Raw genomic sequence first — 17,598 nt, forward strand, 5'->3', positions numbered from 1 at the left:
TCCGCTTCGCTCCACCCTTGACCGCCCGTCCCGTCCCGGAAGTCCACAGACTTGCGAGCATCCCCCGGAGGGGGAGGGATGGCAGCGGGGACGGGGCCCAGAGCTGGTCCCCCTGGGCCCGCGCAGCGGGACGGGGGCGCGGGGTGCCGCCCTCCGGGCGGAAAGGCACGCGGCAGATCGCTACACAGCCGAGGCCGATCGGCGGTCGGCGGACCGGCCGTGGCCGGACATAAGCCGCCCACGATCGCTACACAGTCCCGGCCGTCTCAGCGGCCACCGGACCGGCCGTGGTTGGGCATAGGCCGCCCACGATCGCTACACGGCCGCGGTCGATTGGCGGCCGGCGGCCAGCCGGGGATGGGCATAGGCCGCCGGACGGCCCCGGCCGTCCGGCGGCAGACGCCTGTCAGCAGCAGAGCTCGGTGGGACGGCCGTCAGGCCGCAAGACGGAGGCGCGCACGGCGGGAAGGCCGCCGACGGTGGGTGGCCGACCACTGGGAGACCTCAGCGATGCCCTCCCAACCGCACGGGTGGTGCGGGTGGGTATCCCCAGCCCGCGCGGAGCGCGGGCGCAGCCCCACCGGCCCGCGGCCGCACACCCGCCCTGAACCAACCACCGCCGGGCAGAGGCCGCGAGATGTTGGGAGCTGCACTCGCTCCAAGTGAGCCGTCGGGGCATGGACGCGACTCAACGGGCCTTCCGCGCGCTTGGGTAGCGCTTCGCACCGGATATCGCCCACGCCGAGCTCAGCATCCGACAACCACGGACGGCCCGGCTGCCGCCGGACGACCGCCGCTGCGTAGCGATCGGAGGCGGCCTAGCCCGGCCGCAGACGGGCCGGTGGTCGCCGAGACGGCCTCGGCCGTGTAGCGATCGTGGGCGGCCTATGCCTGGCCACGGCCGGTCCGTCGGCCGCCAATCGACCGGGACCGTGTAGCGATCTGCCGCGTGCCCTTCCGCCCGGAGGGCGGGCCCACGCCCCCGTCCCGCTGCGCGGGCCGACCCCACCGGGTGGTGGCCCGTCCCCCCTGCCATCCCTCCCCCTCCGGGGGATGCTCGCAAGTCTGTGGACTTCCGGGACGGGACGGGCGGTCAAGGGTGGAGCGAAGCGGAATCGCGAAGCGACGCGACCGAAGGGAGCGCCCTTGACGGGCCGGCCCGGCACGGACGGACACTCAGACATGCGGGCAGACCACGGAGAACCGTCCAAACCCCGACCCACCGTCAGAGCGTCTTCCCTCCGCCCCGGCGCGACTTTCGCTTGATCTCCACTCCGCCCCAGAACGCGAAGCCCGTCACCACCACCCGCGGGGCCGACCCGGGGACCGGCAGGTGGACATCTGTGGAGCCGTGGGAGCCGTAGGAGTCGTAGGAGTCCGTACCCGACCGGCGTTCTTCGAACGCGCCCATGACGCCGATGCCCTGGACCTGGACCTCCACGCCCGGCGGGACCACGATCTCGATGCCACCCATGATCGCCACGCAGTTCAGCACCACCTCGCGCGCCTCGAAGGTCGCCTCGCGCAGGTCGAGTTTGCCGCCGCCCCAGAAGGCCACCGCCGTCATCCGGCGCGGGACCGTCCACGGCCCCTTCCGTTCGAAGGCCCCCATGACGGCCACCGCCACACCGGACGCCGACCCAGCCCCGGCCCCGTCGCCCACCCGCACCGGCACCCCTGCAGAGGACTCACCGACGCCCACGCCCACGCCAGCACCAGCACCAGCACCGGGCCGCTGTCCCGCCGCCGGCAGGTCGCGGGTCAGCGGCTCCAGTTCCGCGTACGTACGGGACTTGTACGCGGCCTCCACCCGCTCCTCGAACTCCTCCATGTCGAGCCGCCCCTCGGCAACGGCTTCGCGCAGGCGCTCCACCACCCGCTCCCGGTCGGCATCCGACGCCCTCAGCTCGGGCAGCTCGTCACTCATGACCGCACCATGACCTCACCATGACCTCACCCTATGCACCAACTCCCGCCGGACGGCAGGTCTCACACAGGGCTCACACCCCCTCCGCGTAGATCCGCGCGATCACGTCCTCGATCTCCGGCTCCCGCACCGACAGGTCCACCAGCGGGTACTTCGCCGCGACCGCCGCCACCAGTGGCGCCGCCGAGGCCGCCGCCGGGAAGGCGAGCCACTGCCTCGGCCCCTCGACCTTCACCACCCGCACCGGCACCCCCGGCACCTCCACCGACACCGGCGGCAGCTCCCGCGCCAGGTCCACGACCAGGGTCCGTTCGCTCTCCCCCACCGAGTGCAGGCCGTCCAGCGGGCCGTCGTACATCAGCCGCCCGTGGTCGATGACCATGACCCGCTCACACAGCTGCTCGATGTCCTGGAGGTCGTGGGTGGTCAGCAGGACCGTCGTCGCGCGTTCGGCGTTCAGGTCCCGCAGGAACCCCCGTACCTTCGCCTTGCTCACCACATCGAGCCCGATCGTCGGCTCGTCCAGGTACAGCACCTCCGGATCGTGCAGCAGCGCCGCCGCGATGTCGCCGCGCATCCGCTGCCCCAGCGACAGCTGGCGGACCGGTACGTCGAGCAGCTTCTCCAGCTCCAGCAACTCCACGCACCGTTCGAGGTTCACGGCGTACCGCGCCGCCGGGATCCGGTACATCCGCCGCATCAGCCCGTACGAGTCCTTCAGCGGCAGGTCCCACCAGAGCGTGGTGCGCTGCCCGAAGACGACGCCGATCCGGTGGGCCAGCCGGGTCCGCTCGCGCGCAGGATCGATGCCCGCGATCCGCACCCGCCCCCCGCTCGGGGTCAGGATCCCGGTCAGCATCTTGATGGTGGTCGACTTCCCGGCCCCGTTGGGCCCGATGTAGCCGACCATCTCGCCTCGCGGCACCTCGAAGCTGATCCCGTCGACGGCCCGGACCTCCCTCAGCTCCCGCCGCAGCAGGCCGGTCCGCTTCCGCACCCGGAAGACCTTCTCCACCGCGTCCACCGAGATGACGACACCCTCACCGTCACCCGCACCCGCACCCGATTCCGAACCCATCGCTCAGCTCCCCGTACTCCGGTACGAACGAAGTCCCGCCCGCCACGCCACCGATGTCGGCACCAGCACCATCAGCGCCACCAGCGGGCTCAGAAAGGCCGCCCACCACGGCAGTCCGAACGGCTGCGGCCGCCCCAGGACGTACAGCGCCGGCACCCAGTTGACGAAGGCGAGCGGCACGACGAAGGTCACCCCGCGCACCATCTCCCTCCCGAAGACCGTCGGCGGGTACTGCAGCATCGTGCAGCCGCCGTACGTGAAGGAGTTCTGCACCTCCGCCGCGTCCCCGGCCACGAACTGGAACGCCGCCCCGGCCAGCAGCACCGCCGCGAAGATGGCGGTCCCGGCGAGCACCATCACCGGGACGAGGACCACCCGCCCGAACGTCCACGACACGTCGACCGCCGCCACGCCCCAGCCCATGACGACGACGCCCTGCACCACCCGCCCCAGCCGCCGCAGCGCGAACCGGTCGGCCGCGACCTGCGCGAACACCGGCACCGGCCGCACCAGCATGGTGTCCAGCGAGCCGTCCCGGATCCGGGCGCCCACCCGGTCGGTGTTCCCGAAGAGCAGGTCCGCCAGCCCCAGCGAGGCGGCGCAGGCCCCGTACAGCAGGGCGATCTCGGGCAGCGAGAAGCCGCCGAGGGCGTCGACGTGCCGGAACATGATGTAGATGCCGACGAAGTCCAGCCCGCTGGTCGCCATGCTGCCCGCCAGCGCGAGCAGGAAGGACGCGCGGTACGTCATCGTCGACCGGATCCACATCGAGACGATAAGCCCGTATCCCCGTATCCCGTCCCGTGTCCGCGCGACGACCCCGGCCCGCTCCCCGAACCCCGGACGCACCACCCAGCGCCCCGCCACTGCGTGCCCCGCCACTCCGCGCCCCGAAACATCGCTCCCCGCGTCAGCCACCCTGAACGACCACCCTCCGCGTCGCCGCCGCCTGCACCAACCGCCCCGCACCGAGCAGCACCACCGCCCACGCGAGCTGGAACCCGAGCGCCCGCCCCGCCGCACCCGCCCCCAGGTGCTCACCGAGCAGGACGTCCAGCGGCACCTGAAGCATCGACGCCCACGGCAGCGCCCGTACGACCTCCCCGAACGCCCCCGGGAACACGCTCAGTGGCAGCACCACACCCGAGCAGAACATCGAGACGAGCAGCGCCATCATGTTGACGCCCGACCCGTCGAGCAGCCAGAACGCGCACAGCCCCACCAGGTACCGCAGCGCGAAGCTGACCACGAGCCCCAGCCAGACGGAGACGAGGAAGAGCAGCCAGCGCGCCGGATCGGCGGGCAGCGCCAGATCGAAGGCCAGCGCGCCCACGACGGTCGGCGGCACCCCGCGGGCGAGCAGCTGGAAGGCGGCCCGCCCTAGGTCGGCGGCGAGCCACCACAGCTGGAGGTCGGCGGGCCGGTACAGGTCGACCGCGATGTCGCCGGTACGGATCCGCTCCTGCAGCTCCTCCTGGAACCCGCCGCCGATGAGCGCGCCCGCGGCCAGCAGCGACTGGCTGATCCACACGAAGGTCAGGGCCTGCGCCTGGTCGTAGCCGCCGAGGTCGGGCCGTTCATCCCAAAGGGCGACGTACGTGTACGCAACGATGAAGCCGAAGACGGTGTTCGTGAAGATCCCGGCCGCCGTGGCCACGCCGTACGTCGCGTACCGCCGGAAGCCGCCCGCGACGACCGCGAGGTAAAGCCGCACTCCCCCACCACCCTCGTGATCACGAATCGGCGACAAAGTCGCCGGAGTCTCTTTTAGGGGGCAACCAATCCCGGTAGCCGGCCGTCTGAACCCGTGCCGCCCAGAGCAGGTCGCCGACGGGAACGACCGAAACAACCAAAGCGACCGAGCTTAGTGCGGCGGGGGAACCTGCGCGACCGAATAGGGCCGGAGGGGCGCGCTACGGTATTCCACTGGGTACAGATCAACAAATATCGCCCTTTCGTGGTGCGAGATGCCGGCCGAGGAGTCCCTGGAGACATGAGCGACAAGTCACCCCAGCAGGGCTGGACCCCCCGGGATCCGGACCAGCAGGCAGACAACCCCGCGCCCGGCAACGCGAGCGGCCCGACCAACGTCAAGACGGACGTCAAGACGGACGTCAAACCTGATGCCAAGGCCGACGGCAAGACCAACGTCAAGACCGAAGCCAGGACCGACGGCCCGGCCAAGGCAGCCGGCGCGGCCACCGCGCGCACGAACGCGCACACCAGCGCGCCCACCAGCGCGCCTGCCAGTTCCCCCGCCCCCGCCCGCACCCACGCGCCAGGCACCACGCCCGCCGCCACGCCCGCCGCCACGGCCGTCACCCACGGCAGCGTCGCCGCCTCCGGCGGCAAGTCCGCGCAGAAGGCCGCGAAGAAGGCCGCGAAGCAAGCGGCCAAGGCGGCCAAGAAGCAGAAGCGCAAGCGCACCGGCTGGCGGCGGATCTTCCCCACCTGGCGGATGCTCCTCGGCGCCTTCGTCCTCTGCGGGATGCTGCTCGGCGGCGCCCTCGTCGCCGGCTACCTGCTCGTCGAGATCCCGGCGGCCAACAAGGCCGCCGTGGCGCAGAGCAACGTGTACCTGTACTCCGACGGTTCCCCGCTCGCCCGCGACGGCGAGGTCAACCGGGTCAACGTCCAGCTCGCCCAGGTGCCCAAGACCGTCCAGGAGGCCGTACTGGCCGCCGAGGACCGCGACTTCCACAAGGAGCGCGCGGTCGACCCCAAGGCCATGGTGCGCGCCGCCTGGAACACCGTCACCGGCAAGGGCAAGCAGTCAGGCTCGACGATCACCCAGCAGTACGTCAAGAACTACTACCTGGGCCAGGAACAGACGATCAAGCGGAAGGCCAAGGAGTTCTTCATCGCGATCAAGCTCGGTCGCGAAGAGTCCAAGCAGGAGATCCTCGAGGGCTACCTGAACACCAGCTACTTCGGCCGCAACGCGTACGGCATCCAGGCCGCCTCGCAGGCGTACTACGGCAAGGACGTCAGCAAGCTGACCACCGGCGAGGGCGCCTACCTCGCCACCCTGCTGAACTCCCCCAGCGCCTTCGACGTCGTCGCCCACCCGCAGAGCCGCGACCGCGCGCTCGACCGCTGGAACTACGTGCTCAACGGCATGGTCAAGCAGAAGTGGCTCGACCCCGCCGAGCGCGCCGCGATGAAGTTCCCCGAGCCCGGCAAGGTGCGCACCCCCGCCGGCATGTCCGGACAGCGCGGCTACCTCGTCGAGACCGTCAAGGACTACCTGACCAGCAACAAGATCATCGACGAGAAGACCCTCGCGGCCGGCGGCTACAAGATCACCACGACCATCGAGAAGAAGCGCCAGAGCGACTTCGTCGAAGCCGTGCGGGACGAGGTCATGAGCGAGCTCGACCCCAAGGAGAACAAGAAGGACCGCGTCGTCCGCGTCGGCGGCGCCTCCATCGACCCCGCCACCGGCAAGGTCGTCGCCCTCTACGGCGGCATCGACTACACCAAGCAGTACGTCAACAACGCCACCCGCCGCGACTACCAGGTCGGCTCCACCTTCAAGCCCCTCGTCTTCGCCGCGGCCGTGCAGAACACCTCGCACACCCAGGACGGCCGGCTGATCACCCCGAACACCGTCTACAGCGGCGCGAGCCAGCGGCCCGTCACCGGCTGGGACGGCGGGCACTACGCCCCGGAGAACGAGGACCACGTCGACTACGGCGACATCACGGTCCGCAAGGCCACCGAGAAGTCCGTCAACTCCGTCTACGCGCAGATGGCCGTGGACGTCGGCGCCGACAAGATCAAGGAGACGGCGTACGCCCTCGGCATCCCCGAGAACACGCCGAACATCGGCACCGGCCCCGCCATGGCCCTGGGCACCGCCACCGCCAGCGTCCTCGACATGACCCAGGCGTACGCGACCCTCGCCGCGCACGGCGAGTACACCCCGTACACGATCGTCGAGAAGGTCTCCAAGAACGGCACGGCCGTCGAGCTGCCCAAGCGCGGCTCGCAGCGCGCGATCAGCCGCGAGGCGGCCGACACCACGACCTCGATGCTGGTCAGCACGGTCGAGAACGGCACCGCCCGCGCGGCACTCGACTCCGACCACCCGGCCGCCGGCAAGACCGGCACCGGCGAGAAGGACAAGTCGGCGCTGTTCGCGGCCTACACCCCCGACCTGGCCACGGTCGTCTCGATCATGGGCCAGGACCCGGACACCGGCACCCACGAGGAGCTGTACGGGGCACTGGGCGAGAGCCGGATCAACGGCGGCGGCTACCCCGGCCGGGTCTGGGCCGCGTACACGAAGGCCGCGCTCGCGGACAGCGACCCGGTCGAGTTCGACCTGGAGACCATGGTCGGCAGCGCCCCGGTCGCCCCGCCGGACCCCACCCGCGACTCCTCGGACACCGACGGGGGGACCACCGACGGCGGCAACGACACCCGCGGCACCGACGGGGGGACCAACGGCAACGGCGGCAACCGCGGCGGGACCACCAACGGCGGCGGCAACAACCAGGGCGGCAGCGGCACCAACGGCGGCAACGACACGGGCGGTACGAACACCACCGGCGGTACGAACACCGGAGGCGGAGGCACCCAGGGCGGCACCACGACCGGAGGCAACGACACCGGCGGCGGCACGACCGGAGGCACGGACACCGGCGGCGGGGGCACCCAGGGCGGCAGCGACACAGGAGGCACGACCGGCGGCGGCAACACGCAGGGCGGGGCCACCGGGGGCGGCACGATCACGGGCGGTACGACGACCACCGGGGGTGGCGACAGCGGAGCCACCGGCGGCGCGGACCCGACGGGCTAGCCGGGAGCCGGGCGCGCAGGACGAACCGGGACCGGGCCTGATCATGAGGAAGGCGGGGCTGTTTGCCCCGCCTTCCCCCGTGTGAGATGGTCGAAGGGAGGCCGGAGAACGGCCTCCGGACGAGGGGTGCCGTACCCGGACATGACAAGACGGTGCCAGGGAGTTTCACCGTGGCCTGGCTCGTGCTCATCGTCTCCGGCGTACTCGAAGCAGTCTGGGCGACCGCCCTCGGCAAGTCCGAAGGCTTCAGCCGCCTCGCCCCCACCATCGTCTTCGGCGTCGGCCTCGCCCTCAGCATGGCCGGACTCGCCTTCGCCCTGCGCACCCTGCCCGTCGGCACGGGCTACGCCGTGTGGGTCGGCATAGGCGCGGTCCTGACCGTCACCTACGCGATGGTCTTCGACGGCGAACCCGTCTCCGTACTGAAGCTGCTCATGCTGGCCGGCATCGTCGGCTGCGTGGTCGGCCTGAAGGCCCTGCACTGACAGACGCGGGAAGGGCCGGTGACAAGGTCACCGGCCCTTCCCGCACACTCACCGTCAGAGGCCGTGGAGCCGTCAGAGGTACAGCCCGGTGGAGTCCTCCGACCCCTCCAGCCGCTCCGCGGCCACCGCGTGCAGGTCGCGCTCGCGCATCAGCACGTACGCCACCCCGCGGACCTCGACCTCGGCACGGTCCTCCGGGTCGTACAGCACCCGGTCGCCCGGCTCCACGGTCCGCACGTTCTGCCCGACCGCGACCACCTCGGCCCAGGCCAGCCGCTTGCCCACGGCCGCGGTCGCCGGAATGAGGATGCCGCCGCCGGAGCGCCGCTCCCCCTCGGGAGAATCGGACCGGACCAGCACACGGTCGTGCAGCATCCGGATGGGCAGTTTGTCGTGGGTGGGGTTCTCGCTCACGCGAAAAACCTACCTGCCTGCGGGCCCGCGCTACGCCGAAGGGTGCGCTTCATCAGCGCTTGCGCCGCGCCGACAGCGCGAGCAGTCCGACGACGCCGACGGCGAGGAGCGCGACAGGCACGATGCGCTCGACGCGCGGCGCCCCGTCCTCGTGCCGGAAACCGGCCTTCAGGTCGGTGACGGTGCGGTTGACGGCGACGAACGCCCGTCCCGCCGTCTGATCGACGGTCGACGCCACTCGTGCCTTGACGTCCCCGATGATCGTCTTGGGGTGCATGCGCACGCCGATCTCGTCGAGCGTCTCCGCGAGCTGCTCGCGCCTGCGGATGATGTCCGCCTCGATCTGCGCAGGGGTCCTGACTTCCGACACCGCGCTGCCTCCGTGGATGGTGTGTGGGCGTAGTCCGACGTGGACAGTCTGTCAGCTTACGCTCGTGAGGTACTGCCACCCTTCCAAGGAGACTGTGAGAGATGAGCGAGCGACTCCAGCCGGGCGACCCCGCACCCGCCTTCACCCTGCCCGATGCGGACGGCAACGAGGTCTCGCTCGCCGCCCACAAGGGCCGCAAGGTGATCGTGTACTTCTACCCGACGGCGCTGACCCCCGGCTGCACCAAGCAGGCGTGCGACTTCACCGACAACCTCGACGTCCTGGCGGGCGCCGGCTACGACGTGATCGGCATCTCCCCGGACAAGCCGGAGAAGCTGGCGAAGTTCCGCGAGAAGGAGAACCTGAAGGTCACGCTCGTCAGCGACCCCGAGAAGGCGGTCCTGGAGGCGTACGGCGCGTACGGCGAGAAGAAGCTGTACGGCAAGACGGTGACGGGCGTCATCCGCTCCACCGTGATCGTGGACGAGGACGGCAAGGTCGAGCGCGCCCTCTACAACGTGAAGGCCACCGGCCACGTCGCCAAGATCATCAAGGACCTCGGCATCTGACGGCCCACGCCCGACCACGAGCGGCCCGCCCCGATCCGGACCAACAACGTCCTATCCGGCGCGGGCCGCTCCGCTTATCGGACGAACAGAGTCGTAACCGTCCGACTATCGGTCCGCTACTCCATGCGAGAGTCGCACACGCAGCCGGGGAGGAGTATCGGCATGCCGGTGAGCCCGTACACGAGGGAACGGCTGGAACAGGCGGCGAGCACGTCTCGGACGCCGAGCGAGGCACCCTGGCCGAGGCCGTGGCAGTCTCCGGCAAGATGTACGAGGTGCTGCGCCAGCTCGGCCTGGAGACCGTGGGCGGCCATCACGCCCACATCGGCCGCAAGGTGAGGTCCTTCGGCATCGACACCTCTCACTTCACCGGCCAGAGGCGAACGGAGGGGATGCGGGACAATCGGCGCCGCCGCAAGCCGGAGGAGATCCTTCGCATTGCCGCCTCGTCGCACGCCACCCGGATTCCGAACCGGCAACTCCGGCGCGCTCTCCCGGAGAGCGGGTCGAGCGAGCACTGCGCACTGTGCGGACCGGAGGCACTGTGGCGAGGAGAGCCGCTCCTGCTCGAAGTGGATCACATCGACGGCGACTGGAGCGACGACCGGCGCGGAAATCTCCGGCTGCCGTGTCCCAACTGCCATGCGATTACCAGCACCTGGTGCCGCGGGGGGCGCCGCCGACCCGCGCTCTGATCTGTCGCCCGCCACTGAGCCGCCTGCCGCTATCATGACAGGCGGCTAGCGGCGGTGGCGCAATGGTGACGCAGCAGACTTAGGATCTGTGGCCCTTGAACGGGCTTGAGGGTTCGAATCCCTTCCGCCGCACCCAATACGGCCTGTGAATCGAAAGTCCGATTCACAGGCCGTTGTCTTTCGCCACCTCAGCCCAGCAGCTCCCGCACCACCGGCACCAGCGCCCGGAAGGCCTGGCCGCGGTGGGAGATGGAGTTCTTTTCGGCTGCCGTCATCTCCGCGCACGTGCGGGTCTCGCCCGCCGGCTGGAGGATCGGGTCGTAGCCGAAGCCGCCGGTGCCGGACGGGGTGTGGCGGAGGGTGCCCGTCAGGCGGCCCTCGACCACGCGCTCGGTGCCGTCGGGGAGGGCGAGGGCCGCGGCGCAGGCGAAGTGGGCGCCGCGGTGGACGTCGTCGATGTCCGAGAGCTGGGCCAGCAGGAGGCGGAGGTTCGCCGCGTCGTCTCCGTGGGATCCCGCCCACCGGGCGGAGAAGATGCCGGGGGCGCCGTTCAGGACGTCGACGCACAGGCCGGAGTCGTCGGCGACGGCCGGGAGTCCGGTGGCCTGGGCGAGGGCGTGGGCCTTGAGGAGGGCGTTCTCGGCGAAGGTGACGCCGGTTTCCTTGACGTCCGGGATCTCCGGGTACGCCTCCGCGCCGACCAGCTCGTGCGGCAGGCCGGCGTCGGAGAGGATCGCGCGGAGTTCGGTGATCTTGCCCGCGTTGCGGGTCGCGAGGATGAGGCGGGTCATGCCCCGATTATCCCGGGGAGCACACCTTGCTCAGTTCGGTGGCCCCGTCGGTGATGGGGGTGAGGTCCGGGGTGGCGTCGCCCTTGTCGATGGCGGTGCGGACGTTCGAGACCCCGGCGGCGATCGAGTCGACGGCCTTGCCGATGTCGGCGTTGTCGGACTTGTCGCCGACGTCGTTGAGGCTCTTCTCGATCTGGTCGAGGGCGTTCTTGGCGTCCTCGGGGCTGTTGCCGGCCTGGGAGATGGCCTGCTGGAGGTCGTTGACGGCGTCGGAGACGGCGACGGCCGTCTTCGCGCAGCCGACGGCCGTGTCGATCGCGGAGCAGGCGGCGACGGCCGGGAAGGCGAGGAGCGCGGCAACGGCGACGGCGGCGGTGCGGCGATGACGTATGGCCATGTGGTTCCCCCCAGGGATCGGGTACGCGGACGGGCGCACAGCGTCGAACTGTACGCCCGTACCCATGGAGACGCCGGGGGGCTCCGGTCGGTTGCCGTCGGTCCCCGACTGGCGTTCCGTCAGAGGTCGAGGGCTCCGCGCTGGATGGCTTCGAGGTCGGCGCAGCCGCCGGCGGCGAGGTCGAGGAGGGCGTTGAGTTCCTTGCGGTCGAAGGGCTCGCCTTCGGCGGTGCCCTGGACCTCGACGAAGCGGCCGTCGCCGGTGCAGACGACGTTCATGTCGGTTTCGGCGCGGACGTCTTCTTCATAGCAGAGGTCGAGGAGGGGGACTCCGTCGACGATGCCGACGCTGACGGCGGCGACGGTGCCGGTGAGCGGCTTGCGGCCGGCCTTGATCAGCTTCTTCTGCTGGCCCCAGGCGACGGCGTCGGCGAGGGCGACGTAGGCGCCGGTGATGGCGGCGGTGCGGGTGCCGCCGTCGGCCTGGAGGACGTCGCAGTCGAGGACGACGGTGTTCTCGCCGAGGGCCTTGTAGTCGATGACGGCGCGCAGGGAGCGGCCGATGAGGCGGGAGATCTCGTGGGTGCGGCCGCCGATCTTGCCGCGGACGGATTCGCGGTCGCCGCGGGTGTTGGTGGACCGGGGGAGCATCGAGTACTCGGAGGTGACCCAGCCTTCGCCGCTGCCCTTGCGCCAGCGCGGGACGCCTTCGGTGAAGGAGGCGGTGCAGAAGACCTTGGTGTCGCCGAAGGAGATGAGGACGGAGCCCTCTGCGTGCTTGCTCCATCCGCGTTCGATGGTGACCGGGCGGAGCTGTTCGGGCGTGCGGCCGTCGATGCGAGACATGCTTCCGAGCGTAGTCGTTGTGCAGGTACGCGAAGACCCCGGCCGGGGTTCCGGGCGGGGCCTGCGTCGGGGTGGGCGAGCCGGGGGCTCAGCTCACATCATGTCTTCGATCTCGGCGGCGATCGGGTCGGCGTCGGTGCCGATGACGACCTGGATGGCGGTGCCCATCTTGACGACGCCGTGGGCGCCGGCGGACTTCAGGGCGGCTTCGTCGACCTTGCCCGGGTCGACAACTTCGGTACGGAGGCGGGTGATGCAGCCCTCGACCTCTTCGATGTTGTCGATTCCGCCGAGCCCGGCGACGATCTTCTCAGCCTTGGTGGCCATGTGTCTGTTCTCCCTGTGTCTCAGGAACGAGTCTCGGCGGCCCGCTTGGCAGGAGCCGTGGTCCGCTTCGTCACGGTAACCCACGGTTGGCCCATCTTCGCGAGCGCAAGTCCGGCGTCTGCCGAATGATGACGATCAACAGCAGGCTGCCCTGGGGCGGGTCTTCTGCGACCGCATCGACAACTGGTCTACACCAGTGTGCGGCAACCGCCAAAACGGGCCGGTCAGGGAGGATGCCGATGAGCGCGAGCAGCGCGGCAGCAGTGCCTCAGCAGAAGTGGTGGAACGGCCTGTTCCAGGGGCTGCAGAAGATGGGCCGCAGCCTTCAGCTGCCGATCGCGGTCCTGCCCGCGGCGGGCATCCTCAACCGCTTCGGCCAGCCGGACATGTTCGGCGACGAGGGCCTCGGCTGGACCGATGTCGCCAAGGTGATGGCGAGCGCGGGCGGGGCCCTGCTGAACGCCGACCTCGGGCTGCCGCTCCTGTTCTGCATCGGTGTCGCGATCGGCATGGCCAAGAAGGCGGACGGCTCGACGGCCCTGGCCGCGGCGGTGGGGTTCCTCGTCTACCGGGCGGTCCTGCGCGCCTTCCCCGAGGACTGCCCGTCGGGGACCACGGACGTGGGGGGCGGCTGCCTGGGGGCGGACGACTCCTTCGCCGAGTACACGTTCCAGAATCCGGGGGTCTTCGGCGGCATCGTGATGGGCCTGCTGGCGGCGTGGTTCTGGCAGCGCTTCCACCGGGTGAAGCTGGTCGACTGGCTGGGCTTCTTCAACGGCCGCCGGCTCGTCCCGATCATCATGTCGTTCGTTGCGATCGCCTTCGCCGTCATCTGCCTGGGCATCTGGCCTCCGATCGGCGACGCCCTGGAGAGCTTCTCCGACTGGCTGGTGGGCCTCGGCGCCTGGGGCTCGGGCATCTTCGGCGTGGCCAACCGCGCCCTGCTGGTGATCGGCCTGCACCAGTTCCTGAACGTGCCGGTGTGGTTCCAGTTCGGCAGCTTCACCAAGCCGGACGGCACGGTCGTGCACGGCGACATCGCGATGTTCCTGAACGGCGACCCGGACGCCGGCCAGTTCATGACCGGCTTCTTCCCGATCATGATGTTCGCGCTGCCGGCCGCCGCCCTGGCGATCACGCACTGCGCCAAGCCGCGGCGCCGCAAGGAGGTCGGCGGCCTGATGCTCTCGGTCGCCCTGACGTCGTTCGTCACGGGCATCACCGAGCCGATCGAGTACTCGTTCCTCTTCATCGCACCGGCGCTGTACGCGGTCCACGCGGTACTGACGGGCGTCTCGATGGCGGTGACCTGGGCGCTGGGCGCGAAGGACGGCTTCAGCTTCTCGGCCGGTCTGATCGACTACGTCATCAACTGGAGCCTGGCCACCAAGCCGTGGCTGATCATCCCGATCGGCCTGGCCTTCGCGGTGGTCTACTACGCGATCTTCCGCTTCGCCATCACGAAGTTCGACCTCAAGACGCCGGGCCGCGAGTCGGACGAGGAGATCGAGGAGATGGAGCGGGAGAACGTCAAGTAGCGCACCGGCCTGCGGAATGGCCCCCTTTTCCCGCTCGGGCCCAAGGCCCTCGGATCCCGGGCCCGAGGGCCTTCGCCATGCCCGGCCTGCCGGCCGGCCGACCACACGGACCGTCGCCGAACCGTCACCGACCCGGCCCCCGATCCTCCTCCGACCCGCGCTGACCTGCGGAAAGACCCGACTTGAGGCGGTGGGGCAGGGGACGGGCCCTTGGACCCGGTACGGACGGGCAGCGGACTCCATGTGGTGTAGACCACAGGAAAACGAAGGTTCCTTATCTAACCCTCACCGTGTTACAACTGGTCTACACCACGCATTGGTGTAGACCACGCGCCCGGTTCCGGGACCGCGTACCCCCATTTCCTGAGACGCCGCCGTCCCCCGTTGCTTGTCCTCCGGCGGCGCCTTGCCTCCTGGAGGAAGTTGTGTCCACGGCTGCCGCCCCCGCGGCTGAGAAGAAGAAGGGCTCCGGCGCGATGGCTGTCATGCAGCGCATCGGCCGTAGCCTCATGCTCCCCGTCGCGGTACTGCCTGCCGGCGCGCTCCTGCTCCGGCTGGGCGCGGGCGACATGCTCGGCGACGCCGACGTCTTCCCGACGTTCGTGACGAAGATCGCCGGCTACATGGCCGCCGGTGGCGGCGCGATCCTCGACAACATGGCGCTGCTGTTCGCCGTCGGCATCGCGATCGGCTTCGCGAAGAAGTCGGACGGTTCGACCGCGCTCGCGGCCGTCACGGGTTACCTGGTCTTCAAGGCCGTGCTCGGCACCTTCACCGACAGCAACCTTCCCCAGGTCGCCAAGGTGGTCGACGGCAAGATCGTCATGGTGGACGCCGCGGTCAACGCCGGTGTGCTCGGCGGTGTCGTGATGGGCATCATCACGGCCCTGCTGTACCAGAAGTTCTACCGGACCAAGCTGCCCGACTGGGCGGGCTTCTTCGGCGGCCGCCGCCTGGTCCCGATCCTGTCGGCGCTCGCGGGTCTGCTGACCGGCATCGTCTTCGGCCTGATCTGGCCGGTCCTCGGCACGGGTCTGCACAACTTCGGCGAGTGGCTTACCGGCTCCGGCGCCGTCGGCGCGGGCCTCTTCGGCATCGCCAACCGTGCGCTGATCCCGATCGGCATGCACCACCTGCTGAACTCCTTCCCGTGGTTCCAGGCCGGCTCGTTCGACGGTGCCACCGGTGCCGTCCACGGCGACATCGCCCGCTTCCTCGCCGGCGACCCGACCGCCGGACAGTTCATGACCGGCTTCTTCCCGATCATGATGTTCGCCCTCCCGGCGGCCTGCCTCGCGATCACCCACTGCGCCCGCCCCGAGCGCCGCAAGGTCGTCGGCGGCATGATGCTCTCGCTCGCGCTGACCTCGTTCGTCACCGGTGTGACCGAGCCGATCGAGTTCACGTTCATGTTCATCGCCCCGGTCCTGTACGCGATCCACGCGGTGCTGACCGGTATCTCGATGGCCCTCACCTGGGCCCTGGGCATGCGTGACGGCTTCGGCTTCTCCGCCGGCCTGGTGGACTTCCTGCTGAACCTCGGCATCGCCGAGAAGCCGTGGATGCTCGCGGGTGTCGGCCTCTGCTTCGCGGCGGTCTACTACGTGGTCTTCCGCTTCGCGATCACCAAGTTCAACCTCCCCACGCCGGGCCGCGAGTCCGACGAGGAGCTCGCCGAGATCCTCAAGGCCGAGGCGAAGTAGGCACGCCGGGCACGAACGCCCCCGAACGGCCGAAGCCCCCGCCCTTCACTGTGAAGGGCGGGGGCTTCGGCCGTTCGTGTCCGACGCCGCAGCCGTTCGTGTCCGACGCCGCGGCCGTTCGGGTCGTACCGGGGTCAGATCTCGTAGACCGCGCCGGCGTGGGCCAGTTCCGCCGGGCCGTCGTAGGCCGCACGGGCGTCGGCGAGGTTGCGGGCGGCGTCCGTCCACGGCGGGATGTGGGTGAGCACCAGCCGGCGGGCGCCCGCGGCCTGCGCGTACTCGCCGGCCTCGCGGCCGTTGAGGTGCAGGTCCGGGATGTCTTCCTTGCCGTGCGTGAAGGAGGCCTCGCACAGGAAGAGGTCGGTGCCCTCGGCGAGCGAGGCGAGCGCCCCGCAGGTGCCGGTGTCACCGGAGTACGTGAGCGCCTTGCCGGCGTGCTCCACCCGGATGCCGTACGCCTCGACCGGGTGGGCGACCTTCTCGGTGCGGACCTGGAAGGGGCCGATCTCGAAGCTGCCGGACTTCAGGGTGCGGAACTCGAAGACCTCGCTCATGGAGCGCTCGTCCGGCACGTCCTCGTACGCCGTGGTCAGGCGCCGTTCGGTGCCCTCGGGCCCGTACACGGGGATGGTGCCGCAGCGGCCGCCCTCGTGGCGGTAGTAGCGGGCGACGAAGTACGCGCACATGTCGATGCAGTGGTCCGCGTGCAGGTGGCTCAGGAAGATCGCGTCGAGGTCGTAGAGACCGCAGTGGCGCTGCAGATCGCCGAGGGCGCCGTTGCCCATGTCGAGGAGCAGCCGGAAGCCGTCGGCCTCGACGAGGTAGCTCGAGCAGGCCGATTCCGCGGACGGGAACGAACCCGAGCAGCCGACGACGGTGAGCTTCATGGAGCAGGAACCTCCGTGGGCGGATACGGGCGGCGGTGGCCGTGCGTGTGGGCGTGGGGGGCCGTGCGTGCGTCGAGCGTAAGGCGCGAAAGGGGCGGTCGCTCCTCCGCGGCAGGCCGTTGTGGGGGAACTCACCTGCGTAGTCACCCCCGGGGGCGACGGTCCGCACGGGTTGCCGTGCCGGGGGGCGACCGCGCGGTTACCGTCGAGCCATGGACACGTCCTGGTGGCCTGCGCTGGCCGCGCTCGTGGCGCTGGCAGTGGTGACGCTGGTGGCGGGGCGCGCCCGGCCGCGCGGGCCCGGCCGCCCGGGTGCGGCGGCCGCCGGTCCGCCGGGGCAGCGGCCGGCCGGGCACGCTCCCGGACGGGCGCCGCAGCCGGTTGCGGGAGAGATCTGGTGGGCGGCTGTGCCGTTCGAGGACGGGCCCGGGGCCAAGGACCGGCCGTGCCTGGTGCTCGGGGTGCGGGGGCACGGTCCGGGGCACGGCACGGCGCTGGTCGCGAAGATCACGAGCAAGTACCGGGACGAGCGGCCCGGCGTGATCCCGCTGCCGCCCGGGGTGGCGGGCGATGCGCAGGGGCGTCCGAGTTTCCTGGAGACGGACGAGCTGCGGGAGGTCTCCGTGTGGGACTTCCGGCGGCGGGTGGGGGCGGTGGACCCGGTGGTGTGGGACCAGGTGCGCCATCTGGCGGAGTGAGCGGGGCGCTGCCGCGGGGTGTGCGGGGCCGTGCCCGTCGGGCGCCCGGCCCGGCCCCGCAGAGGTACGC

Annotated in this window: 18 protein-coding genes, 1 tRNA gene and 1 riboswitch; of the genes, 8 read left to right on the forward strand and 11 right to left on the reverse strand. The window is 70.6% G+C overall.

All coding sequences use genetic code 11. The features are described from left to right. Positions 1-1,225 precede the first annotated feature (1,225 nt). The 4 genes from ACZ7H1_RS23240 to ACZ7H1_RS23255 all read right to left on the reverse strand — a co-directional run bounded on the left by ACZ7H1_RS23240 (position 1,226) and on the right by ACZ7H1_RS23255 (position 4,719). Positions 1,226-1,927, reverse strand: coding sequence for a DUF1707 SHOCT-like domain-containing protein (locus ACZ7H1_RS23240; protein WP_470789249.1), 702 nt, complete (start codon positions 1,925-1,927; stop codon positions 1,226-1,228). 73 nt (positions 1,928-2,000) lie between these two features. Continuing rightward, positions 2,001-3,005 carry an ABC transporter ATP-binding protein gene (locus ACZ7H1_RS23245; RefSeq protein ID WP_470789251.1) on the reverse strand — a complete coding sequence of 335 codons (1,005 nt, stop codon included), beginning with the start codon at positions 3,003-3,005 and terminating at the stop codon, positions 2,001-2,003. A 3-nt stretch (positions 3,006-3,008) separates the two neighbouring features. Next, a complete protein-coding gene (locus ACZ7H1_RS23250; RefSeq protein ID WP_470789378.1) occupies positions 3,009-3,854 on the reverse strand; it encodes an ABC transporter permease in 846 nt (281 codons plus the stop codon). Positions 3,855-3,915: 61 nt separating this feature from the next. Continuing rightward, entirely contained in the window at positions 3,916-4,719 is an 804-nt protein-coding gene (locus ACZ7H1_RS23255; RefSeq protein WP_470789253.1) for an ABC transporter permease, read from the reverse strand. A 279-nt stretch (positions 4,720-4,998) separates the two neighbouring features. On the opposite strand from ACZ7H1_RS23255, the gene ACZ7H1_RS23260 reads away from it, so the two are divergent. Beyond that, positions 4,999-7,809, forward strand: coding sequence for a transglycosylase domain-containing protein (locus ACZ7H1_RS23260; protein WP_470789254.1), 2,811 nt, complete (start codon positions 4,999-5,001; stop codon positions 7,807-7,809). Positions 7,810-7,903: 94 nt separating this feature from the next. Beyond that, positions 7,904-7,968, forward strand: a riboswitch (guanidine-III (ykkC-III) riboswitch). Positions 7,969-7,979: 11 nt separating this feature from the next. Continuing rightward, entirely contained in the window at positions 7,980-8,294 is a 315-nt protein-coding gene (locus ACZ7H1_RS23265; protein WP_470789255.1) for a DMT family transporter, read from the forward strand. A gap of 72 nt (positions 8,295-8,366) precedes the next feature. On the opposite strand, the gene ACZ7H1_RS23270 is transcribed toward ACZ7H1_RS23265, so the two are convergent. Together ACZ7H1_RS23270 and ACZ7H1_RS23275 are read right to left on the reverse strand one after the other, a co-directional pair. Continuing rightward, positions 8,367-8,708, reverse strand: a complete 342-nt coding sequence (locus ACZ7H1_RS23270; protein ID WP_470789257.1) for a GroES family chaperonin — start codon at positions 8,706-8,708, stop codon at positions 8,367-8,369. 52 nt (positions 8,709-8,760) lie between these two features. Further along, entirely contained in the window at positions 8,761-9,078 is a 318-nt protein-coding gene (locus ACZ7H1_RS23275; protein WP_470789258.1) for a DUF3618 domain-containing protein, read from the reverse strand. Positions 9,079-9,179: 101 nt separating this feature from the next. Between ACZ7H1_RS23275 and bcp the strand changes: the two genes are divergently transcribed. The 3 genes from bcp to ACZ7H1_RS23290 all read left to right on the forward strand — a co-directional run bounded on the left by bcp (position 9,180) and on the right by ACZ7H1_RS23290 (position 10,474). Continuing rightward, positions 9,180-9,647 carry a thioredoxin-dependent thiol peroxidase gene (bcp, locus tag ACZ7H1_RS23280; RefSeq protein WP_470789259.1) on the forward strand — a complete coding sequence of 156 codons (468 nt, stop codon included), beginning with the start codon at positions 9,180-9,182 and terminating at the stop codon, positions 9,645-9,647. A gap of 248 nt (positions 9,648-9,895) precedes the next feature. Beyond that, positions 9,896-10,342, forward strand: coding sequence for a hypothetical protein (locus tag ACZ7H1_RS23285; protein WP_470789260.1), 447 nt, complete (start codon positions 9,896-9,898; stop codon positions 10,340-10,342). A gap of 48 nt (positions 10,343-10,390) precedes the next feature. Then, a tRNA-Leu gene (locus tag ACZ7H1_RS23290) sits at positions 10,391-10,474 on the forward strand. Between the two features lie 56 nt (positions 10,475-10,530). Here the strand turns inward: ACZ7H1_RS23290 and rdgB are convergent. The 4 genes from rdgB to ACZ7H1_RS23310 form a co-directional block, all read right to left on the reverse strand. Beyond that, entirely contained in the window at positions 10,531-11,133 is a 603-nt protein-coding gene (rdgB, locus tag ACZ7H1_RS23295; protein ID WP_470789262.1) for an RdgB/HAM1 family non-canonical purine NTP pyrophosphatase, read from the reverse strand. 7 nt (positions 11,134-11,140) lie between these two features. Beyond that, positions 11,141-11,530, reverse strand: coding sequence for a hypothetical protein (locus ACZ7H1_RS23300; RefSeq protein WP_470789263.1), 390 nt, complete (start codon positions 11,528-11,530; stop codon positions 11,141-11,143). A 119-nt stretch (positions 11,531-11,649) separates the two neighbouring features. Then, on the reverse strand, positions 11,650-12,375 hold the full coding sequence (gene rph, locus ACZ7H1_RS23305) for a ribonuclease PH (protein ID WP_470789264.1): 726 nt from the start codon (positions 12,373-12,375) through the stop codon (positions 11,650-11,652). Positions 12,376-12,468: 93 nt separating this feature from the next. Beyond that, positions 12,469-12,702, reverse strand: coding sequence for a PTS sugar transporter subunit IIB (locus ACZ7H1_RS23310; protein ID WP_470789265.1), 234 nt, complete (start codon positions 12,700-12,702; stop codon positions 12,469-12,471). A gap of 239 nt (positions 12,703-12,941) precedes the next feature. Here ACZ7H1_RS23310 and ACZ7H1_RS23315 point away from each other — a divergent pair, with 239 nt between their 5' ends. Both ACZ7H1_RS23315 and ACZ7H1_RS23320 read left to right on the forward strand, forming a co-directional pair. Beyond that, positions 12,942-14,240: a PTS transporter subunit EIIC gene (locus ACZ7H1_RS23315; RefSeq protein ID WP_470789267.1), complete on the forward strand. Its 1,299-nt coding sequence runs from the start codon at positions 12,942-12,944 to the stop codon at positions 14,238-14,240. A 476-nt stretch (positions 14,241-14,716) separates the two neighbouring features. Continuing rightward, positions 14,717-15,943: a PTS transporter subunit EIIC gene (locus ACZ7H1_RS23320; protein ID WP_470789380.1), complete on the forward strand. Its 1,227-nt coding sequence runs from the start codon at positions 14,717-14,719 to the stop codon at positions 15,941-15,943. 134 nt (positions 15,944-16,077) lie between these two features. Here ACZ7H1_RS23320 and ACZ7H1_RS23325 read toward each other — a convergent pair whose 3' ends face one another. Next, the gene (locus ACZ7H1_RS23325) at positions 16,078-16,830 is read right to left on the reverse strand and encodes an MBL fold metallo-hydrolase (RefSeq protein WP_470789269.1); all 753 of its coding nucleotides are present in this window, start codon (positions 16,828-16,830) and stop codon (positions 16,078-16,080) included. A gap of 212 nt (positions 16,831-17,042) precedes the next feature. On the opposite strand from ACZ7H1_RS23325, the gene ACZ7H1_RS23330 reads away from it, so the two are divergent. Further along, positions 17,043-17,528, forward strand: a complete 486-nt coding sequence (locus ACZ7H1_RS23330) for a type II toxin-antitoxin system PemK/MazF family toxin (protein WP_470789271.1) — start codon at positions 17,043-17,045, stop codon at positions 17,526-17,528. The last annotated feature ends 70 nt before the right edge of the window (positions 17,529-17,598 follow it).

The organism is Streptomyces sp. NPDC037401 (genome assembly GCF_055602345.1).

Bases quoted from the DNA above. Each gene is read 5' to 3' on its own strand.
- ACZ7H1_RS23240 (WP_470789249.1), bottom strand. From the start codon at position 1,927: ATGAGTGACGAGCTGCCCGAGCTGAGGGCGTCGGATGCCGACCGGGAG.
- ACZ7H1_RS23245 (WP_470789251.1), bottom strand. From the start codon at position 3,005: ATGGGTTCGGAATCGGGTGCGGGTGCGGGTGACGGTGAGGGTGTCGTC.
- ACZ7H1_RS23260 (WP_470789254.1), top strand. From the start codon at position 4,999: ATGAGCGACAAGTCACCCCAGCAGGGCTGGACCCCCCGGGATCCGGAC.
- bcp (WP_470789259.1), top strand. From the start codon at position 9,180: ATGAGCGAGCGACTCCAGCCGGGCGACCCCGCACCCGCCTTCACCCTG.
- rdgB (WP_470789262.1), bottom strand. From the start codon at position 11,133: ATGACCCGCCTCATCCTCGCGACCCGCAACGCGGGCAAGATCACCGAA.
- ACZ7H1_RS23300 (WP_470789263.1), bottom strand. From the start codon at position 11,530: ATGGCCATACGTCATCGCCGCACCGCCGCCGTCGCCGTTGCCGCGCTC.
- rph (WP_470789264.1), bottom strand. From the start codon at position 12,375: ATGTCTCGCATCGACGGCCGCACGCCCGAACAGCTCCGCCCGGTCACC.
- ACZ7H1_RS23310 (WP_470789265.1), bottom strand. From the start codon at position 12,702: ATGGCCACCAAGGCTGAGAAGATCGTCGCCGGGCTCGGCGGAATCGAC.
- ACZ7H1_RS23315 (WP_470789267.1), top strand. From the start codon at position 12,942: ATGAGCGCGAGCAGCGCGGCAGCAGTGCCTCAGCAGAAGTGGTGGAAC.
- ACZ7H1_RS23320 (WP_470789380.1), top strand. From the start codon at position 14,717: ATGGCTGTCATGCAGCGCATCGGCCGTAGCCTCATGCTCCCCGTCGCG.
- ACZ7H1_RS23325 (WP_470789269.1), bottom strand. From the start codon at position 16,830: ATGAAGCTCACCGTCGTCGGCTGCTCGGGTTCGTTCCCGTCCGCGGAA.
- ACZ7H1_RS23330 (WP_470789271.1), top strand. From the start codon at position 17,043: ATGGACACGTCCTGGTGGCCTGCGCTGGCCGCGCTCGTGGCGCTGGCA.